Below are 22,132 nucleotides of genomic sequence, written 5' to 3' on the forward strand. Positions count from 1 at the left end.
AGCTTGCGCAGGCTTGGAGTATTAGGGATTGTCCTTACTCCAGGCTATTTGTTCATCCTGCTGTCAGCTTGCATCGACTTCCATACCTCTTCCATCCTCTTGATCGCATACTCGATGTCTGCCTCCGACAAATGAGGGAAATTAAAATAAGCTCCATAGCTGACTTTCTCTGCCTCTACCTCTGTTTCTGTCGACTGAACAGGTACACCAACCTCTGACCAGCGGATACCCGCTTGAGCACATTGATCACGAAACTCGATATAGGTCGGTTCATTGCCGCGCCACCATCCAAAAATATGAAGGCCTGCATCACCCTCCACCCAGGCAAATTGATCGGACAGCAGCTTATACAGCCACTTTTGCAAGCATTCGAACTTTCGACTGTAAGCACGCTTCATTCTGCGCAGGTGACGTTCGTAGCTTCCGCTCCCCATAAAAGCTGCAAGAGTCCGCTGCTCCAGCAAGCCGGTAGGCCGCGGTTCAAACAAGGCCTTCGCTTTACGTATCGGTTCCACCAAGGAAGCAGGCATAACTGCGTAACCGATTCGAATGCCGCTCAAGAGCGTTTTACTAAAGCTGCCGATGTAGATGATACGATCCTCCCGATCCAATACCTTAAGTGGCTCCAATGACCTGCCGCGGTGACGGAATTCGCTGTCGTAATCATCCTCGATAATAATCGCATCCTGCTCATTGGCCCATTTTAGAAGCTGCTGTCTCCGTTCCATGCTTAAGACAACACCTGTAGGAAACTGACGGCTTGGTGTAACAAACAACAGCTTGGCTTCCCAGTCATCTGGAATAATCCCTTGCCCGTCCATAGAGATCGGCTTGGTAATACCTCCTGCTGTATGCACAGCTCGCCGAATTCCCACATAGCCCGGATTTTCTACGATAACAGGATCTCCGGGATTAACCAACAGTTGAACCGTCAGCGCGATAGCCTGCATCGAACCGTTGAATATGACAATTTGCGATGGATGACTATCAATTCCCCGGGCTCTGCGGAGATATTGTGCGATGCTGTTCCGTAATTCATAGTCTCCCTGCAGTTCACCACGTGGAATAACTCCTTGTCCAGTTAACTCCTTGGCTGCAGCATGGAGATGCCGGTTCCATTCTTCTTGTGGAAATAATTCGATATCCGGTGCAAACCAATGAAAATCAATTTGCTTTACAGCGCCTGGCAAATCATACGAAACATCCCCTGTTGGTTGCAGCATAAGCCGTTTTCCCCAATCCGACAGTACGTAAACTTGACTCTGCCGCTCAGGAGTGGATTTCGGCTCATAATGGATCGACACGAAGGTCCCGCGTCCTATTTCGCTTCGCACATACCCCTCTGCATTCAGCATATCGTAAACAACGTTGACTGTCCCTCGGGACAATCCGTACAATGCTGCCAGTTCTCGGCTGGAAGGAAGCCGTGTTTCGTAAGTCAGCACCCCATCCAGGATTGAATCTCTTAATGAATGATATAAAGTCAGCAGCTTGGTAGGATATCTGGAACGATATAGATGATACGGAATTTGAAAATGCATGCCGAGGACTCCTCTTGATTCAATTAGAGAAACCATAATGCAGTTAGTTAGAAGTCCGGTGAAGAACGAGCGAAGTTGGTCAAATTGTCCTGGAGAAGCGTAAGCGTTCGCCTTTGAAATCGTGAATAAACCCCTTAATCTCATCCATTTTCACGATTTCAACAGCGATCGGAAGGATATTTGGCCGCGCAGCGAGACTTATTAACCGGACTTCTAGTGGATATCTATATTGGTACAGTCATTTAACTCTAAATTGGAGCTTATTATTTGTCAATAAGTACGTTAGACTCATAATCAAACCAATCAAGGAGGCCATCCCTATGAGAAGAAAAGAATTTGAAGTGATGGATCAAGAGGAAACACTGCAATTTTTGCAGGAGGTAAGCTTTGGCGTGTTAGGCTCGAATAGTGAGGATGGCTGGCCGCAGCTGACTCCTTTAAACTTCGTTTATCACGAGGGCTGTCTGTATTTTCATGGCAGCCATGCTGGTCAAAAAATGAAAAATCTCAAATCAGATACCCGAGTCACCTTCTCCATTGCCAAGGAATATGCGATTATTCCTTCCTACTGGTCAGACGCCAAGCTTGCTTGTCCAGCAACCGCGTTTTTTAAATCTGTACTGATCAAGGGACATGCGGAGCCAGTCAGTGATCTGCAGCAAAAGGCAGCAGCGCTTAGCGCATTTATGCAGAAGCTGCAAAGCGAAGGTGGCTATGAGCAGATTGATCCGCTGGATTCCGATTACATCCCTCAGCTTAAAGCGACTTCTGTTGTACGTATTGTAATTTCCGAGATGTCAGCCAAGTTTAAATTCGGGCAAAATATGCAGGAGGACCGATTAGAACGAATTAGCGAAGGACTCGTTGAAAGAAATCTGGAGCTTGATGCCGAAACTGCAGCACTTATGAAAGCATATTGCCCACATCATCGGAAGCAGTCTTAGTCGAACCCAATGTTTGATTTCCGCTTAACTTAAAAAGTCCGCAAGGCATAATGCCTGCGGACTTTTTTGGAATGTACGATTATGATTCGGAACCTCGAACAGAGTTTATCTTAAATCCTGTGGAGCTACCATATCCATATCGCTGAACTCTTGATTTTCACCAGCCATCGCCCAAATAAACGTGTAGTTATTCGTGCCGACTCCGGAATGGATCGACCAGCTTGGGGAAATAATCGCCTGCTCGTTGCGAACAACCAGATGACGAGTTTCAGTAGGCTCTCCCATCATATGGAACACGAGACCATCTTCAGGCATATCAAAATACAAATATACTTCCGAGCGACGGTTATGCGTGTGACAAGGCATAGTATTCCACATATTGCCCGGCTTCAACAGCGTCATCCCCATCACCAATTGGCAGCTCTGTACACCATTCAAATGAATGTACTTGTAAATCGTACGCTCATTGGAGGAAGTAATAGAACCCAAGTGCGCAGGCTCAGCTTTGGTGATTTCGATTTTCTCGGTTGGGTAATTTTTATGGGCAGGCGTTGAATTAAAGTAGAAACGTGCCGGATTTGCGGGATCCGCGCTTTTAAAAATAACTTCCTTGTTGCCAAGACCTATGTACAGGCCATCCTTGTTGTCCAATTCATACTCTGTACCATCGACAACGACCGAGCCTTTAGGACCCACATTGATGATACCGATTTCACGGCGTTCCAGAAAATACTCAGCACCCATGTCATGCTTGTCCGCTTCGAGCTTAATGGACTCGGATACCGGAATAGCACCACCTGTAATAAAACGGTCCACGTGGCTGTATACCATATTCAGCTTGCCTGGAGCAAACAGCTCTTCGATCAAAAACTCACTTCTAAGTCTTGCCGTATCATACGTTTTTGTTTCCGTTGGATTCGTTGCGTAGCGAATTTCCATTGTAACAATTGCCTCCTCGAAAATAGGTACTGGATTGAGATCATTCATTGATAGCTCAATATTAAAACGTTTCATTTTCTTGTACGGACAGTTAGCCGCATACCTGTCTATGGTATCATAAATTGCTTCCTCCCGCCACAGCATCCCTACAAGCGCTTAACTCTGTCCTTGCAGCAAGGGCAATTCGAGACCTTGTCGCATCTACGCTAACAAGGAATACATACGGAAACAACTGTTCCAACCCCTGGCTTGCTTTGAATGCGAACCCCTTGCTTCATACCGTACGTTAGCTGAATCCGTTTATTCGTGTTGACAAGTCCGATATGCTCGCCCTCCTCGATGGCCTGCTCCTCCAATCCCAACATCTGATTGACCTCCAGCAAGCGCTCCCGGCTCATCCCGATTCCATTATCTATAACGGCGATGCGAATATAGGATTCAAATCGGTTAATTTTTATTTTGATACAGCTATAGCCCTCCTTCACTTTAATTCCGTGATAGATTGAGTTCTCGATCAACGGCTGCAGCAGCAGCTTGACAGTGCTGTACCTTCTAATATCCTCATCATCATACTCCCAAATCACATCAAACTGGTCACGGTAGCGAATTTTCTGAATCGAAATATAGTTTTTTGTATAAATAATTTCCTTTTCCAGCGTCACGATTCTTTTAGGCGTATCCAGCGCATATTTCAGCAGATCGGACAAATATTCAAGCATCTGATTCGCTTCATTCGGCTTTCCCGTCAACCCGATAACCTTCCAATAAATCGTCTCCAGCGTGTTGAACAAAAAATGCGGGTTGATCTGCGATTGCAGCGCGAGCAGTTCGGCAGCCTGAAGCTTATACTTTTTCTCGGACAGCTGCACCTGGAGGTAATTTTGCTCAATGAAATTTTTAATAATTTTTTGCGTGATAAAATCATACTCATCAATTCCGCTCGCAGGCGAGGTAGCGGGTAGTGGAATGCCACGGTCCGCGTAATCGATAATCGTAATAATATTGCGGATATGGTTCACATTGCGCCGAGTCAAAAAGTAGGTTAAAAGCAGCCCCAGAATGAAAGACAACAGTACCAGAGAGAGTGAAAGCGTACTGAGCTGAAAAGGTATAGGCGTCAGACCTTGCCCCTGCGTGATCGAGATATATCTCCAGCCGTATTTGCTTGAGTGCAGCTGCGAGATCAGATACGCCCCCTCGTTCGTGTTTAAGGTAAAGGAGGTATCCGACAACAGAATTTCTTTCAGATCAAAAGGCTTCAATTCATCAAGCCGGCGATTTTTAAATATAACGCGGTTATTCCCGTCCACCACCAAAATGTGCTGATCTGGATATGTTACAATATTTTCCAGTAATTTCTCGATATAATTGGTATAAATATTCAATACAATGACGCCGTTGGGCTCATTTTGTACGGTAGAAAACAGGTTTTTATAAACGGTTGTCACCGGAATCGGCGCTTCAAACGAATAACGCTGAATTTCCCTCGGCTCCGTCCAGACGTCGGTTTTGTTCTGATTATTATTAAAGCTGTCCTTCCACGATACGTCATGAAATTCGCTGAAATTGGTCAAGCCTACGCCGTTGGCAAGGAATTGATTGTGATCATTATTCACGTACACATAGATTGATTCTATAAAAGGCTTGGCCGTAACCGGAGCATTAATATAATTTTGCGATATTTTCATCAGCCTCAGATTTTCAAGCGTCAAGGTTTGTGTCTGCAGAATGTCCTCCAGCCTGTACAGAACCTCCGGATTGCCAAGACTGATGCTGAGCGAATCGATTTCATTAAAAATCAGTTCAATGTTGCGGTCGATCTGGTTGAACAAATTCAGATTATTTTTGTTGGTTTCCCCTTGAATATACCGCTCGGTAATAACAATAGAAAGCGTACCCAGGATCAGAATCGGAATCAGCAGCGGGACAAGAAACAGCAGCAAGTTTTTCAAAAAAAACTTTTTTCTCATTGCTAGCCTCTTTCATCTTCACGGCTGTTTCTGAATTCACGCGGATTCATGCCAAAGTGCTTTTTAAAGGTGCGGGTAAAGTTTTTGGCGTGGCTGTAACCGACCATTTCGCTGATTTCATACGTCTTGTAACGAATATCCTTCAACAGCTCGGCAGCCTTGCTCATCTTTACCTCTGCCACATAATCGGAAAAGTTTTGCCCGGTTTTTTCCTTGAAATAACGGCTGACATAATAAGAATTCATTCTGACGAGCGACGCGGCCTCCTCCAGTGTTGCATGCTTGTAGTTCTGCTCTACATAGGTGCGGATCGCTGCGATAACTTTTTCGTTAAACGTGCTGTTGTCATCATGGCCATGTCTGCCATGCTGCTCCTCGTCCGCCTTGTCGAGCTCCTGCTTCAGCTTCGAAAAATGCTCATACAGCTCATTATATTTGGTCGGCTTAACGATATAGCCCTTGATATCATAGGATAACGCCTGCTTGGCATATTCAAAATCCTTGTAGCCGCTTAACAGCGTAATTTTGATTTTACTTTGACGGCTGTGCAGCTCCTGCGCTAATTCAAGTCCGGTCATGACCGGCATGCGGATATCACACAGCAGCATATCAACGGCGTGGGCATCTATATAAGTTAAAGCTTTTTTTCCATTGTCAAAGACGCCTACGACATCAAAGCCAATCTCATTCCATGGAAAATATTGCGTTAGCCCGTTCCTGATCTCCACCTCGTCATCGACCAATACCAGCTTGTACATCGGTTGAAAACCCCCTGTTTTAACAAAAATACGCCTTAAAAATGATAAGCGCAAATAATGATACCTTTTCGTCCAAATATGTGAATAATGATACCTAAAACAAATCTGTATGCCTTTTCATTCTAGTGCATTGGCTTTATATTTTATACTATTAAATGATAATCAAGGGGGATTAATTTTGAAACACACGATGAAATGGATTCAAATGGTATGCATTTGCTCCTTGCTGTTTGTCGTATTTACAGGCTGCAGCTCAGGTGGCGGAGGAACCGCTTCACAGGCAGAAGGAGGCGTAAAGCCGGCAGGCAAGGTATCGCTTCGCTTTGCATGGTGGGGCTCCGAGGGCCGACATAAAGCGATACTGGAAGCAATCAGCTTGTATATGAGCAAAAATCCGAATGTGACGATTGAAGCCGAGTATGGCGGCTTTGACGGTTATTATCAAAAGCTGGTCACACAGTTCGCCGGCGGTACCGCACCCGATCTAACACCGCTGTCGTTTGACTGGATCGATGAAATTGCCGTTAAAGGCGATCTGGTACTGGATTTGAATACGCAGAAGGACAATCTGAATCTCAGTGCCTTCAACAGCGATTTCCTTAACAAATATGTCGTGTTTAATAACAAAATGGTCGGACTTCCGATGGGGATCAACGGCATGGTTACGGCGTACAACAAGGAATTTTTCAAAAAATTCAATATTCCCGAGGATACCAAGTGGGATTGGGATAAGCTTCATGAATACGGTAAAAAGGTGCATCAGCAGGATGCTAATGCTTACCTGCTCTCGATGCTGGACGTCCGCGGGTTCCTGCAGCCTTATGTGAAGCAAAAAACCGGGAAGCAGTGGATCAATACGGATAAAACACTCGGCTTTGACCAGGCTGCTCTGGCGGAAGCGCTGACGTACTACAAGAAGCTGTTGGATGACGGTGTTTTGCAGCCTGTGGCAGAAAGCAGCCTGTACCCGGAAATCACACAAAATATTACGTGGCAAAAAGGCAACATCGGGATTGCATTCGGCCTGTCTTCGACCATTACGAAGCTGAAATCGTTTATCCCGCAAATCGACGTCAGTATGTATCCAGTTCCGCAAAATGCCAAGGATTCAGGTGTGTTAGTTAACCCGAGTAATCCACTGGCGATTAACAAAAGCAGCAAATTCCCGGAAGAAGCCGCCAAGTTCGCTGGCTGGCTGTTGACCGACCCGGAAGCAGCACTGATTCTTCGTGATACCTACAGTATTCCGGCTGTCGAGAAAAATTCGCAGGCGCTCGTCGAGAAGCAGCTGGTTGATCCAACTGTAGCCAAAGCGGTCAAGATCGCGCTTGAAAAGCCGGGCGAACCGCTCAACGGAATCAGCAGCAATCAGGAGCTGATCAAGCTCGTGGAGGATTATATGCAGCAGGTCGCGTTCGGACGTACACCCCCGGATGCTGCAGCTCAGGAAATCATCAAAAGGCTGAACGATAAATTAAAAGCGATTAAATAACAGGCTTGGACAGATCAAATCGAATGGGATGACTTCGGGGTAGCCTCGAAACAACGGGAGGAGCGGCAGGCTGCACCTCCCGTTTGTCGTCTTATGTCGAATACAGACAGGAGTGGACTTATGGGAACACTGAGCAAAAAGTATGTCGGCTTGTTATATATCAGCCCCTGGCTTATAGGGTTTATCATCCTGACGCTTTACCCCTTCTTCGCATCATTGTATTACTCTTTCACGGACTATAACATGATCCGACCGCCAAGCTTCGTCGGCTTCACTAACTATATTGACATTTTTACGAACGACCGTGATTTCTATAAATCGTTATGGGTCACCTTTCTCTACGTCCTGATGGCTGTTCCCGCCAAGCTGGCCTTCGCACTGCTGGTTGCGATTATTTTGAACAGATCGATGAAAGGTATCGGCATATTCCGTACCGTCTATTACCTTCCCTCTATTCTTGGCGGCAGTATTGCTGTATCCGTCCTGTGGAAATTTCTGTTTATGCGCGAAGGGCTGGTCAATCAGCTGATGTCGTACTTATCGATACCTCCCATCGACTGGCTGGGTGACCCCAAGCTGGCTTTGTTCACCATAACGCTGCTTCCAGTCTGGGAATTTGGTTCCTCGATGGTATTGTTCCTGGCAGGCCTGAAGCAGGTTCCAAAGGAATTATATGAAGCTGCCAAGGTCGATGGAGCCTCCAAAGCTCGTACCTTCTTCAGCGTGACACTGCCGCTGCTGACACCGATCATATTATTCAATCTGATTATGCAGACGATTGGAGCCTTCCAGCAGTTTACGGCGGCTTTCGTCATTACAGGCGGAGGTCCGGTAAAATCGACTTATTTGTATGGACTGATGCTGTACGATAACGCATTTCACTATTTTAAAATGGGTTATGCCTCCGCCCTGTCCTGGATCTTGTTCATTATTATTATGACATTCACGTTTATTTTGCTGAAAACGTCCAACCGCTGGACGCATTATGAAGACGGGGGCGATGATAAATGACACGTCAAAACAACCTCTGGACCATAATTCTCCTGTCGTTATTTGGACTGCTTTTTATTTACCCACTGCTGTGGCTCGTATTCGCTTCATTCAAACCGAATCAGGAGGTATTCTCCACGGTTGGGCTGCTTCCCTCGACATTTGTCTGGGATTCCTACAGCAAGGGCTGGACCGGAATTGGCAAAAACAGCTTCAGCACATTTTTCACCAATACGTTCATTATGGTCGTTCCAGTCGTGATCCTCACCGCGGTATCCAGCACCATCGTCGCCTACGGGTTTGCCCGCTTTAAATTTCCACTCAAAAAGCTGCTGTTCGGGCTGATGATGTCCACGCTGATGCTGCCTGATGCCGTTATTATGATACCGCGTTATATTTTATTCAAAAATTTCGGCTGGCTGAATACGTATTTGCCCTTTTATGTACCTGCCCTGCTGGCCGTTCACGCGTTTTTCGTCTACCTACTGATCCAGTTTTTCCGTGGGATTCCCCGCGATCTCGATGAAGCCGCCTTCATTGATGGCTGTGGCTCCTTCCGAATTTTGACACGGGTGCTCGTGCCGTTAGCGAAGCCCGCGCTGTTCTCAGTATGCATTTTCCAATTTATCTGGACCTGGAATGAGTTCTTTAATGCCCTGATTTATATCAACAGTGTGTCCAAGTTTACGGTCGCACTCGGACTGCGGATGGTGCTGGATAACGAAGGGGCCGTCCACTGGAATCAGGTTATGGCGATGTCCGTCGTTACGATTCTTCCCTGCGTGATCGTCTTCTTTATCGCTCAAAAGCATTTTGTCGATGGAATTTCCACAACCGGATTGAAAGGTTAACGTTTTGAGCTTAACATGGATATTAGATATGAACTGATAAGGAGTGATTGATGATGCGCAATTCCGCAAAGCCACAGCGCAAGCAGCCCAATGTCATCGTGTTTTTTACCGACCAGCAGCGCTGGGATACGACCGGTGTTCATGGAAATCCGCTCGGACTGACCCCGAATTTCGATCAGATGGCCCGTCAGGGAACCCATCTGGAGCATGCCTTCACCTGCCAGCCGGTCTGCGGACCGGCGCGTTCATGCCTGCAAACCGGCTTGTACGCCACCGAAACGGGCTGCTACCGGAACGGCATCCCGCTCCCGCAGGAACTGCCTACGCTTGCTGGCTATTTTAACGAAGCCGGTTACGACACTGGCTACATCGGCAAATGGCATCTCGCCGTAACCCGTGACCAGCCGGTGCCTGAGCATCTGCGCGGCGGTTATCAATATTGGCTTGCTGCCGATGCCCTGGAGCACACCTCAGATGCTTATGAAACCTTGCTCTACGACAATGATTGCCAGCCCGTCAAGCTGCCAGGCTATCGCGTCGATGCATTAACCGATGCAGCCATCCGCTATATCGACGACCGCAAGGACAAGCCCTTCTTCCTGTTTCTCTCGTACCTGGAGCCGCATCATCAGAATCACCGCGACGACTATCCGGCACCTGATGTGTACAGGGATATGTATACTTCACGGTGGGTACCGCCCGATCTGGCTGCGCTCGGCGGAACCGCCCATCAGCATCTGGGCGGCTACTATGGAATGGTCAAACGGCTTGATGAGGCGCTTGGCAGGGTGAGGGATGCGCTGCGCAGCTTACATCTGACCGAAGATACGATCATTTTGTTCACGTCCGACCACGGCTCGCATTTCAAGACGCGTAATGCCGAGTACAAGCGTTCCTGCCATGAGAGCTCCATCCGTGTTCCCAGTGCCTTGTACGGCTCACAATTCACAGGCGGTGGCAGCGTAAGAGAGCTTGTCAGTCTTGTCGATTTCGTACCTACGCTGCTGGATGCAGCAGGTATCGAGGTTCCCGGCCATATGCAAGGAAGATCCGTCGTTCCGCTGCTGAATGATCGTCACGCCGAATGGCCCTCTGAAGTATTCGTGCAAATCAGCGAGTCGCAAACAGCGCGGGCGATCCGTACACAGCGCTGGAAGTACAGCGTCACTTCCGCAATCAAAAGCGATCCGGTCCTTACCGCTTCCTCTGACCGGTATGTCGAGGAGTTTCTGTATGACCTCTACGCGGACCCGTACGAGCTGACCAATCTGGCCGGAATGGAATCCCATCGCAAGGTTGCTGATCAGCTTCGTGAAACGTTGATCCGCCGTATGGTCGAAGCCGGAGAATCGGCACCGCAAATTGATGCTGCTCCTGCTGCAGCGTATGGGCAGCGAAAAGTACGTGAATATGAAATATTCGAGTAAGAACTGCAGTTCTTTTGAACCTGCAAGTGTATAGATTCAAACTCAAGCCTTCAAATCAAACCGTGACTCATCGTCCTTAAAATGGTATAATGTTGCCGAACTAATCAGGCAACTCCATATGGAAGACGGAAGGATGAAATTTCAATGAACCCTCTTGCTCAACAGCTCAACAATACGATTGCGAATGAAAATACGCATGTGTATGAAATGCTTTCGAATCTCGGAAAAGAAATCTATTTTCCAAAGGTAGGCATTTTGAGCCAATCTGCTGAAGCCAAGGTAAAAGCTACAACCTTTAATGCCACAATCGGAACCGCTCTTGAAAACGGGAAGCCGATGCATCTCAAGGTTATTCAGGATACATTATCCGCATACAATCCGAAGGATCTTTATGAGTACGCACCTCCAGCTGGTAAGCCAGAGCTGCGTACCGCATGGCGTAAAAAAATGCTTGAAGAGAACCCTTCCTTATCCGATAAAGGCCTGGGCAACCCGGTCGTTACCAATGCACTGACTCATGGTTTAAGCATTGTCGCTGATTTGTTTACCGAGGCTGGCGATACGGTCATCATTCCCGATAAAAATTGGGAGAACTACGAGCTGACCTTCGGCATTCGCCGTGGTGCCCAAATCTTGAACTACCCATTATACAACAGTGAGCGCCGCTTTAATGCAGAGGGCTTGCGTGAAGCTTTACTTTCCCAAAAGGATAAAGGCAAAGCGGTCGTGCTATTGAACTTCCCGAACAACCCAACAGGCTATACGCCAGGTGCCGAGGAAGGCAAGCAAATCGTCGCTGTCATCAAGGAAGCTGCGGAAGCCGGGATCAATGTTGTAGCTGTTACGGATGATGCTTACTTCGGTCTATTCTTTGAAGATTCAATGCAGGAATCGTTGGCTGGTCAACTGGCTGGTCTGCATCCTCGTGTACTATCGATCAAGATTGATGGTGCGACCAAGGAAGAATTCGTCTGGGGCTTCCGTGTAGGGTTCATCACCTATGCCGGACTGAGCGATCCTATGCTGGCTGCGTTGGAGCAAAAAACACTCGGGATCATCCGTGCTACAATTTCCAGCGGACCGCATCCATCCCAAACCTTCGTTCTGCATGCTTTGAATGCTCCTGAATTTAAAGAACAAAAGCAGGAAAAAGCCGCCATCATGAAAGGCCGCGCTAACAAGGTGAAAAGCATTCTCGACACAGGCAAATATGATGAGAGCTGGGACTATTACCCGTTCAACTCCGGCTACTTTATGTGCCTTAAGCTGAAAACCGTCGATGCCGAAACGCTTCGTGTTCACCTGCTGAACGAATACGGGATTGGCACGATTGCTCTGGGTGAAACCGACCTGCGTGTTGCTTTCTCGTGCATCGAGGAAGTTAACCTGGAAGAGCTGTTTGACTCCATCTTCCGCGGCGTACAGGATTTAGAAAAAGCAGCTGCCAAGTAAACATGTTCACGTAGATCGAACAAGTAATATAGGTTTAGCCTCCCTCTTAAGGCAGGCGCGTTTTTTGAAAGCTCCCGAAAGTCAACTTGATGAGTAACGTAAAGTGGGACCTACCCTTTTTGCGCTGCTCATCTTTTTTATGTTCAGACTTGTTCGAGCTTCTACTGTGCAGTATTCCCGGGTGTAAGGAGGTTAAAAAGGATGAAATCTTTGAAGCCAATAACAAGAAGTCCCTTAAGAATTTACCTAGGTAAAAAATATTATCGCTGCAAGCGTTATCTGGAATGGTATGTCGGTAGAAAAAAATACGCTGCAGCCAAACAAAATACACTTTTGCCATATACAATTTTCAAACATCAGACTCCCTTACTTCGTGAATTAAAAGATGTGGATATGTGGCTGCAGCATAATAAAATAAAGAACCTTATCATTGCTTCACAAACACTCAATAAACTGCTTATAAAGCCGGGCGAGACCTTATCATATTGGCGTTTAATTGGAAATACTACCCGCAGAAAAGGTTATGTGGATGGCATGATTTTGTTTTATGGAAAGGTTACGACAGGCGTAGGAGGAGGCTTATGTCAATTATCCAATCTCATATACTGGATGACCTTACATTCACCATTAACCATCACGGAGCGATATCGCCATAGCTATGATGTATTCCCCGATTCCAATAGAAGCCAACCCTTCGGAAGTGGAGCCACTTGTGCTTATAACTACCTTGATCTGCAGATCAAGAATGAAACCAACCATATTTATCAATTGGTTATTTACTTGACGGATACCCATTTGGTTGGGGAATGGAAAGCAGATACGCCACCAACCCATACCTATGATATTTATGAAAAGGAACATTGGATAACCCATGAGTACTGGGGTGGTTATGTCAGACATAACCGTATACACAGGAAAGTGTACAATATGGATCATGAACTTATTGATGATGAAATGATTACTGAGAATCATGCCATTATGATGTACGAACCGATGCTGCAGGAAGGCATTTAATTCATGTATTCACCATAACAGGGGGTTAGCAACCGTGAAGATCACTTTTCAATTACCCAAAGCTGACCCGGACAAACAAGCTCGACTCATTTCCGAGCATTGGGTACAGTTAAAAGAGCCCAAATCCCTGCCCACTGCGATTTTATTATCGGTTCCTTTTATGCTTGTAGGAGGCTTCGTAACGCTGATGATAACGAGGATGTTTGTACCGGTTAGCCTAGAGGATTATGGCTTTGGGGGTGGTGGGATAAGCTTTAATATTAATATTCTGTATATCCTTTCTATTTTCGTGCTCCTGCTGATTCATGAGCTGATCCATCTCAGCCTGATTCCGAATTTTACTACATCCAAGCATACGGGAATCGGCATTCACATTTTCGGTGGATTTGTATTTTCTGAGGAGGTCATGTCGCGCCTGCGTTTTTTGATCGTATCCTTGGCGCCATTTGTGATCATTTCTATCATACTTCCTCTGCTTTTAGGAGCCTTGGGCTATTTGAATCCATTATTGATTTTCCTCATTATTCTTAACGCTCTGGGCTCGTCCGTTGATTTGTTAAATGTGGTGCTGGTTTTATCTCAAGTACCGAAAAAAGCGCAAATAAGAAATCATGGAATGAGTACATTTTGGAAATAAATGTGATTCACAATCAAACAATCCGACCTATGAAGAGCCATATATACAAAATTTTGATTTCTAACCGATATATCATTTAGGTGAAATTTTAATGCCCATCATTTACCTATATTAGGAGAAAGGAGTGAATACATGCAAGTTTCTTTTTCATCACGAGCTATAACCCAGAGCCCTTACGCCGGGATAAAAGCAATAGACAGCAGTATGTCTATTAAGAAGGCTGACCAAGCAGACTCCGTGTCTATTAGTGAAGGGGCACGTAACATGTTTGCCAAAAACGATACATTCAAAAAAAATGCAATGATTGAAGCGTTAATGAAACAAAAGGAAAACCTGCTGGAAAACAAAAATAAATTAGTGGAAAAAACCTTGAAAGACGGCGGTCAATTAGATACAATCAAGGACCAGATCAAGGAACTCGATCAGCAGCTCCGTTTATTGGATCAACAAATTAGTCAACAACAAATAGACGATCAACAAAAGGCATTAGGACTGGATGAAGAGAGCAAGAAACCTACAAAGGCAGTCGCTGCTGAAACGAAAACGGATAATGAAGTACAGGCTGAACAACTGCATAACATTGCGAGCCTGGCTGGAAATCTGGATCAAATTGAAAGAATGTCTGTGCAGAAAAACAGTATGCAAGGCGAAACACGGATTCTGAAAAATGAAATTAAAGCAGATGAGGCACGATCTTTATCTAATCTTCCAGCAACAGGCAAGCGCGAGAAATTATCGAATTTGAACAAGGGGATTTCTGATATTGAAAAGCGAATCGGCGAAATGACACAGTCAACAACAGAGAAGCTGAAAGAAGTGAATAAGTCTTCAGACGACAACGTCACAGAAGAAACCTCTGTTAACGGTTCAATGGACGAGAGTACTGAGCTGGGAAATAAACAATAACCAAAATGGATAGATATCAGGGTTTCCTGAATACTCTATCCATTTTTCTAGCCTAATACCATGTACAGCATCTTAATCGACCCTTGATCCTATTCCTCATGTGTCCAATACGCCACACCAGGATTCAAGGCCTCTCCTACCTCGCCTTCCCTTACCAAATCATAATCGAGATATCCCCCATCATCCAAATAGTACACCTGCTGCTCATAAAAGGCGCACAGGGTTTCCATGAACTTCTCGGGTGAAGCATGAAGTACTTCCAGATCGTCATGATCAGCCAATAACAAATCACATATTTGTTCAACACCCTCAGCAGATCTATGGTAGCAAATGTAGTCACTTGCATAGTTCGTTAACAAAGGCAGTATAATCTCGCCTGGCTCCTTATGCCTGTTGAGCAATAATTCGGATAGCTGCTGCATTTCCTGCTCGTATTCTTCAAGATGAATTAGCCGATAGCCGGGTATAAAATCCATCAGAGTTTGGTCTTCTATCTCTCTGCGGGTGCCGGCCACTTTACTGTACAATGCCATTAACAGTGCGGGTACCTCCGGGAGGATATCCCCAATGCTGATGGCTGCCTCTTGATGGCTTCCCAGACTCGGAATATAAGCGGGGCGCAGCCGGGATGATAAATTCAAAAATTGTTCGACTTGATCTGATAGCAACGTAGCTTCTCCTCCTTGGAAAGAGTCATACCGGCAAATTCAAACGGGAATGACTCTTGATTCCCTCATTATATAGCTCCTGACGGTAATTTAAAACAGAACGGTCGGAAGAGAAACATTGCTATTCTACTAATGTGAGCAGCTCCTCTTCAGTATCTGCAGGGAGCCGCGCCTTCCGTGATTAAAACAAGCGTGTAGCTTCCTCTCCTCCTGGATTCGATCAGCCAGTCGACACTTTTCCGTATAACCGCAAAAAAGCCCTCCGAACGTCTAAAACGACCGGAAGGCTGCTGTCTGAATTTGTTATTTCCCCTCTGTCGGCACGACGACCTGTTCCAGAGGAATGACTTTGTGAGGCTCTGCAGGAGTGGACTTGATCTGTTTGTCGGTTGCGCCCACGCCTCCCAGCCGATTTGTCAGCCCTTTGACGAGCTCCTCCAAATCGATGCCCGATACGCTTTTCAGCATATCTGGTGCTGTAGCCATCAACTCGGTTACATATTTGCTAACCTTTGTAGCGCCGCCGCCGTTGCCTCCGGTATCTACAATGGTCAGCTTATCGATATGAGACATCGGCTCAGCGATTTTGGCCGCCAGCTCAGGCAGCATCTTGACAATGATGTCCAGTACTGCCGCTTCGCCAAATTTGGCGTAGGCTTCAGCAAGCTTTTCCTTGGCTTCTGCTTCCGCAAACCCTTGAAGACGAATGACCTCCGCATGCGCAGTACCTTTGGCACGTTCTACGTTAGCCTCTGAATTACCTTTGGCCAGATTGGCTTCTGCGACGGCAATCCCTGAAATACGTACCTGCTCGGCATTAGCTTTGGCTTCGGCCTCAATCTGGTATTGTCTCGCATCCGCTTCACGCATACGGCGGGATTTATCCGCTTCTGCTGCCTGCTCAATGGCATAACGATCGGCATCTGCTTTTTTCTTGACTTCAGAATCATATTGCTTCTCACGACGCAAAATTTCTTTCGTTTCCAGATCGATTTCCCGTTCTTTTCGAACAAGCTCAACCTTCATCTGCTCTTCAACAATAACTTGCTTGGATTTGGCTTCCTGTATGCCATAAGCCTGATCGGCCTCGGCCTTCGCTACATCCTGCTCCTTCTTAAAGGAAGCTACCTTAAGCTGCTTATCCTTCTCGGATTCAGCAATATTCGTGTCGCGCGCAAGCTCGGCCTTTATACTTTGCTCCTCGGCATTAGCTTTTTGAATTCGCGCATCACGTGATGCCTGGGCCTGGGCAATATCCGCATCACGCTTCACAGCAGCAATTCGAGGTTTACCCAATGCGTCCAGATATCCGTTGTTGTCGCGCAAATCCTTGATCGTAAAGGAGACGATTTGCAAGCCCATTTTACGAAGATCGATCGCCGAAACCTCCTGAACCTTTTGCGCAAATATATCTCGGTTTTTGTAAATATCCTCAACCGTCATACTGCCCAGAATCGCCCGCAGATGGCCCTCGAGCACCTCTTGCGCTTCACCGCGCAGCTCCTCATCACTTTTGCCGAGAAATTGCTCGGTAGCCGTTGCAACATCCTCGATCGATCCGCCAACCTTGATAATGGCAACACCATTAGCGAGTACAGGTACTCCCTGCTCCGTATACACCTCAGGAGTCGCGATATCCAGCTTGTGGGACAAAAGCGAAATGAACTGTGCCTGCTGGAATACGGGGAGAATAAATGCGCCCCCGCCACGAATGATTTTTAATTTGCGGTCTGTTTCATCATTCATTACATTTTTGGAGCCTAAAAAAGAACCGGTGATGATCATCGCTTTATCTGGACTGACCGTTTTATACCGTGACCAAAAGGCCAACCCGAGTATAACCAGAACAGCAATCAATAATACAGGAATCGTTAAGTATTCTAACAATAAAATCCCACCTTTTCCGTTTTGTATTCTTTTAGATATTCAGCTCGCTTACCGCAAAATCGCGGCCTCTTAACTCAACGATCACTACCTTCTGGCCCTGCATAATTTGCAAGCCCTCAAAGCTGACTGCCGGATAATTGGATGTGCCGGAGTTCGTATGAATAATGATTTCTCCATAGCCGAGCGTCGGAATCGTAACCGAAACCTCGGCTGCCTTGCCGACCAAATCACCGACCGAATGTCCGATAGAATGCTCGGCCTTGCTCATATTGCGCACGAAGAAAATGTAAATTGCAGCCGACAGCACAAGCGCAATAAGAACCGCCAAAACAGCTATAAGTGTGACATCAAGCAATGTGTATTTGTGAAAAATAACACCTGCCGCGCCAAATGTAGTGATGCCTCCAACGATTACAATCGGCTGCATAAAGTCAAAATGATCCAAATGCAGCGCAGCCGCAGCACTATCCAGCCAGTGACCAATCACTTCTCCGATCACAAGCGTTATTACGGCAAAGGCAATACCAAATAATAAACAATTCCAATATACAATTAGCATGGCGACATCCTCTCCTATCCGTATTAGCTCTCCAGGAATGATTCTGTGCTTATCTTCTATTATACATGAAAACTACCCTTCATGTCAGGTTTAAAACGTTATAGATCACGGATTCTCAAATTCAAGAGCGGTCAGCATAAAGAAAAGCCCTCCAAAGTGCTACTCTGGAAGGCTCGCAAGCATACGTGTATATAATTCTCAAATCAGCAAATTAAACAAGGTAGGATTTTTATTAATCTCCACATATTTAATGCCTCTGCTTTCCATACGATCAATGAGTGGAGCATAATCCTCTTGATTTTTCAGCTCAATGCCAACTAGCGCAGGGCCGTTTTCCTTACTTGTTTTCTTCGTATACTCGAAACGTGTAATATCGTCGTTGGGTCCCAATACTTCATCAAGAAATTCGCGCAGGGCTCCTGCCCGCTGTGGAAACTGAACGGTAAAATAATGCTTCAGCCCCTCATAAATCAACGATCTTTCCTTAATCTCCTGCATCCTGTCGATATCATTATTGCCGCCGCTAATGATACAAACGACATTTTTCCCGGCAATCTGTTCACGATAAAACTCCAGCGCTGTAATCGTCAACGCACCTGCCGGCTCGGCAACAATCGCATTCTCATTATACAGCTCCAGAATCGTCGTACACACCTTGCCCTCGGGAACGACCAGCACATCGTCCACGACTCTTTGACAAACCTCGTAGGTTAATTCCCCTACACGCCTGACCGCTGTGCCATCAACAAACTTGTCAATCTCCGCTAAGGTGACAATTTGACCTTCATCCATAGATTGACGCATAGAAGGTGCACCTGCAGCTTCAACACCAATCACCTGAGTGGATGGACTGATCGCCTTAATATAGGTACCCACGCCAGCCGCCAAGCCGCCGCCGCCAATACCGGCGAATACATAATCCACAGGGTCCTTCATATCATTCATCAGCTCAAGTCCTACGGTTCCTTGACCCGCCATTACCTTAAGATGATCGAAAGGATGGACGAACTGCATCCCTTCCCGCTCACTGTACAGCATCGCTTCCCTTAAGGAATCGTCGAAGGTGTCCCCGATCAGAATCACTTCTACAAAGGCAGCCCCGAACAGCTTGACCTGAGATATTTTTTGCCGTGGTGTGGTGGTTGGCATAAAAATTTTGCCTTGCACCTCAAGCGCTTTGCAGGAGTAAGCCAAGCCTTGTGCGTGATTGCCTGCACTGGCGCATACTACGCCCCTAAGCAGCTTTTCTTCAGGAAGACTGCGCATCAAGTTATAGGCACCACGTATTTTGAAGGAACGGACGACTTGCAGATCCTCACGCTTCAGGAACACATTGCAATTATATTTATTAGATAGAATGGAGTTTCTTTGCAGAGGTGTATGAGACACCACATCCTTCAGCAAATGACTCGCCATGATGATATCTTCCAGCTTGATTGTCTGATTGTCCATAGTAACCTCCACCGAATATACATTTTTCTAATTATACACCCCGGGGACAGGTTGTCCATAGTTTTCTTTTTGCAACAGCTTTACACGCAAAAAAACCACTGCCATGAAGCTTTCGTAGCAGTGGTTCCGTAATATGACTATATTTTTCTAGCCTCCACAAAGCTGTAATCCGGGTAGTCGAGCGCTGCCTTATGCTGCGCATGCTCCACATCAAATGCTTTAACCTTAGCCTGAAAGCCTTTACCCGATGCGTCCTGAAGGCTGAGCTCATACGAATCGAGCATCTTATGGGCATAGTTGAGATCAAACACATCCATATTAAAAAACAGCTTGCTGTTCTCGATAATCCGGTTCAGCTCGGCAAGCTGACCTTTATAAAAGCTGACCTCATGCGTATCCTCGTGTTGAGATTTAAGTAATTCTACCGCATCGACACGATCGCGAATATCCATCAAAAATTCAACTATTTTCTCCTCCGACAAAGCAGTCAGTGGTTTTTCTTCATGTCGTATCATCATTGCGTTCCCCTCCACCTATTCGTCATTTGGTTATGTGTTTTTACCCGATTCCGTCCCCTATGAAACTCATCTGATCCCATACAATAATAGATGAGCCCTTCCGTCCGGCGCCAAGGGCCTGAACGAAAGAGCTGTTCCTGGGTAATCAACCTTTTTCATCTCTCATGTGTCAATCTCTATAGATCTCTAAGGATCCTATTATCGAATCACGATCGTATGAACGACCTGGTTTTTGCCTCTGAGTTCAATGGAGCGATTAGTGGTCAGCAAGGACATATCCCCTTGGATCGACAGGTTGCTTGCTGCATTGTAGACGGCAGTTTGCACGGAACCACTGCTCAATGTCTGATTGATGGAAATTGTAGCAATTTGTCCGCTTGTGTTCAGCGTGTATGAATTCAATGAACCTATCACTGTAAAGTCAATCTGCTGATCCTGTGCCGGAGTCACTACTTGAACGAAGATCACCTTGCCACCATAGGTTCTTACCAGCACCGAATCACCGACTCTCAGCTCGGAAGCTGCAGCGGACACGCCGTTACGGATAATAGACACATTGGCATCAAGCTGAGCGCTGTAGGTCTGACCATCCTTGGTCAGCGTCAAGGTATTATTGCTCACTGTTGTGTTAATCGAAGCTGTGAAAGTAGTGTTATCAGGCAGCTGATTGCCATTCACCGGTGTTGTCACGGATACAACAATAACTTTTCCTCCGGACGTACTCACTGATACTACATCGCCTGCTCTTAGCTCGGAGGCTGCAACGGACACGCCGTTACGGATAATAGACACATTAGCATCAAGCTGAGCGCTGTAGGTCTGACCATCCTTGGTCAGCGTCAAAGTATTATTGCTCACTGTTGTGCTAACCGAAGCTGTGAAAGTAGTGTTATCGGGCAGCTGATTGCCGTTCCCCAACGTCTTTACTTCTACGAAAATCGCTTTGCCGCCATAAGTACGAACTACCACATCGTCGCCTATTCTCAGCTCGCTTGCAGCAACTCTAGCCCCGTTGCGGTAAATAAAAGCTCCTGCATCCAATTCCACACTGTAAGCTTGACCGTTAACGTTCAAAGTCAGCACATTGTTGCTTACTGCAGCATTCACCGTACCGCGAACCGAGGTGTTATCAGGCAATTGACTGCCTGTGCGGTCCAACAGCGCCGCCAATTCGGCACGTGTCACCGGATTGTTTGGACGAAAGGTATTATCCTCGTAGCCGTCAACCAGTTTTTTCTCAATTGCCAAAGCTACATAACCGACAGAACCAGCTGGAACTTTATTGGCATCCTTGAAAGTGAGCTTCGTATTCATTTTGGCTTTAGCTTCGTTTTGCAGCTTCAGTGCTTTTACCAATAACGTTGTCGCCCACAAGCGATCTGCTTCCTTTTCCGGCTGTACAGCATTTTCCGATTCCTCGAATAAATCGTTTTGCAGCGCTACGGATACATAGCCGGTTGCCCAAGCATATTTGGATTTGATTTTATCAGCATCGCTGAAGTTCAGGTTTGCCTGCATGGCCTCTGCCGATTCCGCTTGATCCCGCAATCCCATTAACCGAACCGCAGCTGTAATCGCTTCAATACGAGTAATCGTTTTACGTGGCTGGAACGTACCATCCTCATAACCCTCGAACACTCGCTTGGATGCAAGACTTGCTATATAACGCATGGCCCACTCAACATCGGAGCCTTTGACATCAGCAAAGGTCAGCTTGATTTCAAGCTTGTTGTTTTTATCATTGTAATTCGTCTTTACAGCTTGAACGGTTTGAGCCTTATCGCGCCCTTTATCTCGGTCATTGTCTTTATCGTTGCCTTTACCTTTGTTATTATCGGCAAAAGCAGCTGTAGAACCGCCTACTACCATAGCCAATGTCAAACCTGTCACTAATACCTTCTTAAATAAATGATTCATCATCATTCTCCTCTTCCTCATAACATAAATTTAGTTGTTGTTGGTTAATTAAAATGAATCCGAACCTTCGCGAAGAGTTCTTTGGAATTACTAAAAGTTTCGCCGCTGCTCAAACGTTTATGGGGGTCATTTTGATCAATCGGGATATAAATGGTAAACTTAGGACGACAATGTCTTCAGGGCGATGATTCCGACTATGGATAGATCACG

19 protein-coding genes are annotated in these 22,132 nt (G+C 46.2%); 9 read left to right on the top strand and 10 right to left on the bottom strand.

Annotated features, from left to right (window positions below):
• Positions 1-44: 44 nt before the first annotated feature.
• Positions 45-1,541 (bottom strand): MocR-like pyridoxine biosynthesis transcription factor PdxR, encoded by a 1,497-nt coding sequence (gene pdxR, locus LRL21_RS04415; RefSeq protein ID WP_240414549.1) that lies wholly within the window; start codon positions 1,539-1,541, stop codon positions 45-47.
• 320 nt (positions 1,542-1,861) lie between these two features.
• Here pdxR and LRL21_RS04420 point away from each other — a divergent pair, with 320 nt between their 5' ends.
• A complete protein-coding gene (locus LRL21_RS04420; RefSeq protein ID WP_240414550.1) occupies positions 1,862-2,485 on the top strand; it encodes a pyridoxamine 5'-phosphate oxidase family protein in 624 nt (207 codons plus the stop codon).
• 105 nt (positions 2,486-2,590) lie between these two features.
• Here LRL21_RS04420 and kduI read toward each other — a convergent pair whose 3' ends face one another.
• From kduI to LRL21_RS04435, 3 genes are all read right to left on the bottom strand, one after another.
• Complete coding sequence (gene kduI, locus LRL21_RS04425) at positions 2,591-3,424, bottom strand: 5-dehydro-4-deoxy-D-glucuronate isomerase (protein WP_240414551.1); 834 nt, start codon at positions 3,422-3,424, stop codon at positions 2,591-2,593.
• 206 nt (positions 3,425-3,630) lie between these two features.
• Positions 3,631-5,394, bottom strand: a complete 1,764-nt coding sequence (locus tag LRL21_RS04430) for a cache domain-containing sensor histidine kinase (RefSeq protein WP_240414552.1) — start codon at positions 5,392-5,394, stop codon at positions 3,631-3,633.
• A gap of 2 nt (positions 5,395-5,396) precedes the next feature.
• Positions 5,397-6,152 (bottom strand): response regulator transcription factor, encoded by a 756-nt coding sequence (locus LRL21_RS04435; RefSeq protein WP_240414553.1) that lies wholly within the window; start codon positions 6,150-6,152, stop codon positions 5,397-5,399.
• 178 nt (positions 6,153-6,330) lie between these two features.
• Between LRL21_RS04435 and LRL21_RS04440 the strand changes: the two genes are divergently transcribed.
• From LRL21_RS04440 to LRL21_RS04475, 8 genes are all read left to right on the top strand, one after another.
• Positions 6,331-7,644, top strand: a complete 1,314-nt coding sequence (locus tag LRL21_RS04440) for an ABC transporter substrate-binding protein (RefSeq protein WP_240414554.1) — start codon at positions 6,331-6,333, stop codon at positions 7,642-7,644.
• A 120-nt stretch (positions 7,645-7,764) separates the two neighbouring features.
• On the top strand, positions 7,765-8,655 hold the full coding sequence (locus LRL21_RS04445) for a carbohydrate ABC transporter permease (protein ID WP_083689365.1): 891 nt from the start codon (positions 7,765-7,767) through the stop codon (positions 8,653-8,655).
• A complete protein-coding gene (locus LRL21_RS04450) occupies positions 8,652-9,485 on the top strand; it encodes a carbohydrate ABC transporter permease (RefSeq protein ID WP_076232106.1) in 834 nt (277 codons plus the stop codon). The genes LRL21_RS04445 and LRL21_RS04450 overlap by 4 nt, the downstream gene beginning before the upstream one ends.
• A gap of 53 nt (positions 9,486-9,538) precedes the next feature.
• Entirely contained in the window at positions 9,539-10,912 is a 1,374-nt protein-coding gene (locus tag LRL21_RS04455) for a sulfatase family protein (RefSeq protein WP_240414555.1), read from the top strand.
• A gap of 144 nt (positions 10,913-11,056) precedes the next feature.
• Positions 11,057-12,364, top strand: a complete 1,308-nt coding sequence (locus LRL21_RS04460; protein ID WP_240414556.1) for an aminotransferase class I/II-fold pyridoxal phosphate-dependent enzyme — start codon at positions 11,057-11,059, stop codon at positions 12,362-12,364.
• A 201-nt stretch (positions 12,365-12,565) separates the two neighbouring features.
• Positions 12,566-13,378: a VanW family protein gene (locus LRL21_RS04465; RefSeq protein ID WP_240414557.1), complete on the top strand. Its 813-nt coding sequence runs from the start codon at positions 12,566-12,568 to the stop codon at positions 13,376-13,378.
• Positions 13,379-13,412: 34 nt separating this feature from the next.
• Positions 13,413-14,015: a metalloprotease family protein gene (locus LRL21_RS04470; RefSeq protein ID WP_240414558.1), complete on the top strand. Its 603-nt coding sequence runs from the start codon at positions 13,413-13,415 to the stop codon at positions 14,013-14,015.
• Positions 14,016-14,147: 132 nt separating this feature from the next.
• A complete protein-coding gene (locus LRL21_RS04475) occupies positions 14,148-14,921 on the top strand; it encodes a hypothetical protein (protein ID WP_240414559.1) in 774 nt (257 codons plus the stop codon).
• Between the two features lie 89 nt (positions 14,922-15,010).
• Here the strand turns inward: LRL21_RS04475 and LRL21_RS04480 are convergent, their stop codons facing one another.
• The 6 genes from LRL21_RS04480 to LRL21_RS04505 form a co-directional block, all read right to left on the bottom strand.
• Positions 15,011-15,589: a hypothetical protein gene (locus LRL21_RS04480; protein WP_240414560.1), complete on the bottom strand. Its 579-nt coding sequence runs from the start codon at positions 15,587-15,589 to the stop codon at positions 15,011-15,013.
• Between the two features lie 303 nt (positions 15,590-15,892).
• Positions 15,893-17,476 carry a flotillin family protein gene (locus LRL21_RS04485; protein ID WP_240414561.1) on the bottom strand — a complete coding sequence of 528 codons (1,584 nt, stop codon included), beginning with the start codon at positions 17,474-17,476 and terminating at the stop codon, positions 15,893-15,895.
• Between the two features lie 31 nt (positions 17,477-17,507).
• The gene (locus LRL21_RS04490) at positions 17,508-18,035 is read right to left on the bottom strand and encodes an NfeD family membrane protein (RefSeq protein ID WP_240414562.1); all 528 of its coding nucleotides are present in this window, start codon (positions 18,033-18,035) and stop codon (positions 17,508-17,510) included.
• Between the two features lie 198 nt (positions 18,036-18,233).
• On the bottom strand, positions 18,234-19,487 hold the full coding sequence (gene ilvA / locus LRL21_RS04495) for a threonine ammonia-lyase IlvA (RefSeq protein WP_240414563.1): 1,254 nt from the start codon (positions 19,485-19,487) through the stop codon (positions 18,234-18,236).
• Between the two features lie 137 nt (positions 19,488-19,624).
• Positions 19,625-20,005 carry a hypothetical protein gene (locus LRL21_RS04500; RefSeq protein ID WP_240414564.1) on the bottom strand — a complete coding sequence of 127 codons (381 nt, stop codon included), beginning with the start codon at positions 20,003-20,005 and terminating at the stop codon, positions 19,625-19,627.
• 198 nt (positions 20,006-20,203) lie between these two features.
• Complete coding sequence (locus LRL21_RS04505; RefSeq protein WP_240414565.1) at positions 20,204-21,928, bottom strand: S-layer homology domain-containing protein; 1,725 nt, start codon at positions 21,926-21,928, stop codon at positions 20,204-20,206.
• Positions 21,929-22,132 lie beyond the last annotated feature (204 nt).

The sequence above is a fragment of the Paenibacillus periandrae genome (genome assembly GCF_022458865.1).
Classification (GTDB): domain Bacteria; phylum Bacillota; class Bacilli; order Paenibacillales; family NBRC-103111; genus Paenibacillus_S; species Paenibacillus_S periandrae.

Bases quoted from the DNA above. Each gene is read 5' to 3' on its own strand.
- LRL21_RS04490 (WP_240414562.1), bottom strand. From the start codon at position 18,035: ATGCTAATTGTATATTGGAATTGTTTATTATTTGGTATTGCCTTTGCC.
- LRL21_RS04500 (WP_240414564.1), bottom strand. From the start codon at position 20,005: ATGATGATACGACATGAAGAAAAACCACTGACTGCTTTGTCGGAGGAG.
- LRL21_RS04435 (WP_240414553.1), bottom strand. From the start codon at position 6,152: ATGTACAAGCTGGTATTGGTCGATGACGAGGTGGAGATCAGGAACGGG.
- LRL21_RS04505 (WP_240414565.1), bottom strand. From the start codon at position 21,928: ATGATGATGAATCATTTATTTAAGAAGGTATTAGTGACAGGTTTGACA.
- LRL21_RS04420 (WP_240414550.1), top strand. From the start codon at position 1,862: ATGAGAAGAAAAGAATTTGAAGTGATGGATCAAGAGGAAACACTGCAA.
- LRL21_RS04475 (WP_240414559.1), top strand. From the start codon at position 14,148: ATGCAAGTTTCTTTTTCATCACGAGCTATAACCCAGAGCCCTTACGCC.
- LRL21_RS04465 (WP_240414557.1), top strand. From the start codon at position 12,566: ATGAAATCTTTGAAGCCAATAACAAGAAGTCCCTTAAGAATTTACCTA.
- LRL21_RS04450 (WP_076232106.1), top strand. From the start codon at position 8,652: ATGACACGTCAAAACAACCTCTGGACCATAATTCTCCTGTCGTTATTT.
- pdxR (WP_240414549.1), bottom strand. From the start codon at position 1,541: ATGCATTTTCAAATTCCGTATCATCTATATCGTTCCAGATATCCTACC.
- LRL21_RS04430 (WP_240414552.1), bottom strand. From the start codon at position 5,394: ATGAGAAAAAAGTTTTTTTTGAAAAACTTGCTGCTGTTTCTTGTCCCG.
- LRL21_RS04445 (WP_083689365.1), top strand. From the start codon at position 7,765: ATGGGAACACTGAGCAAAAAGTATGTCGGCTTGTTATATATCAGCCCC.
- LRL21_RS04455 (WP_240414555.1), top strand. From the start codon at position 9,539: ATGCGCAATTCCGCAAAGCCACAGCGCAAGCAGCCCAATGTCATCGTG.
- ilvA (WP_240414563.1), bottom strand. From the start codon at position 19,487: ATGGACAATCAGACAATCAAGCTGGAAGATATCATCATGGCGAGTCAT.
- LRL21_RS04460 (WP_240414556.1), top strand. From the start codon at position 11,057: ATGAACCCTCTTGCTCAACAGCTCAACAATACGATTGCGAATGAAAAT.
- kduI (WP_240414551.1), bottom strand. From the start codon at position 3,424: ATGGAAATTCGCTACGCAACGAATCCAACGGAAACAAAAACGTATGAT.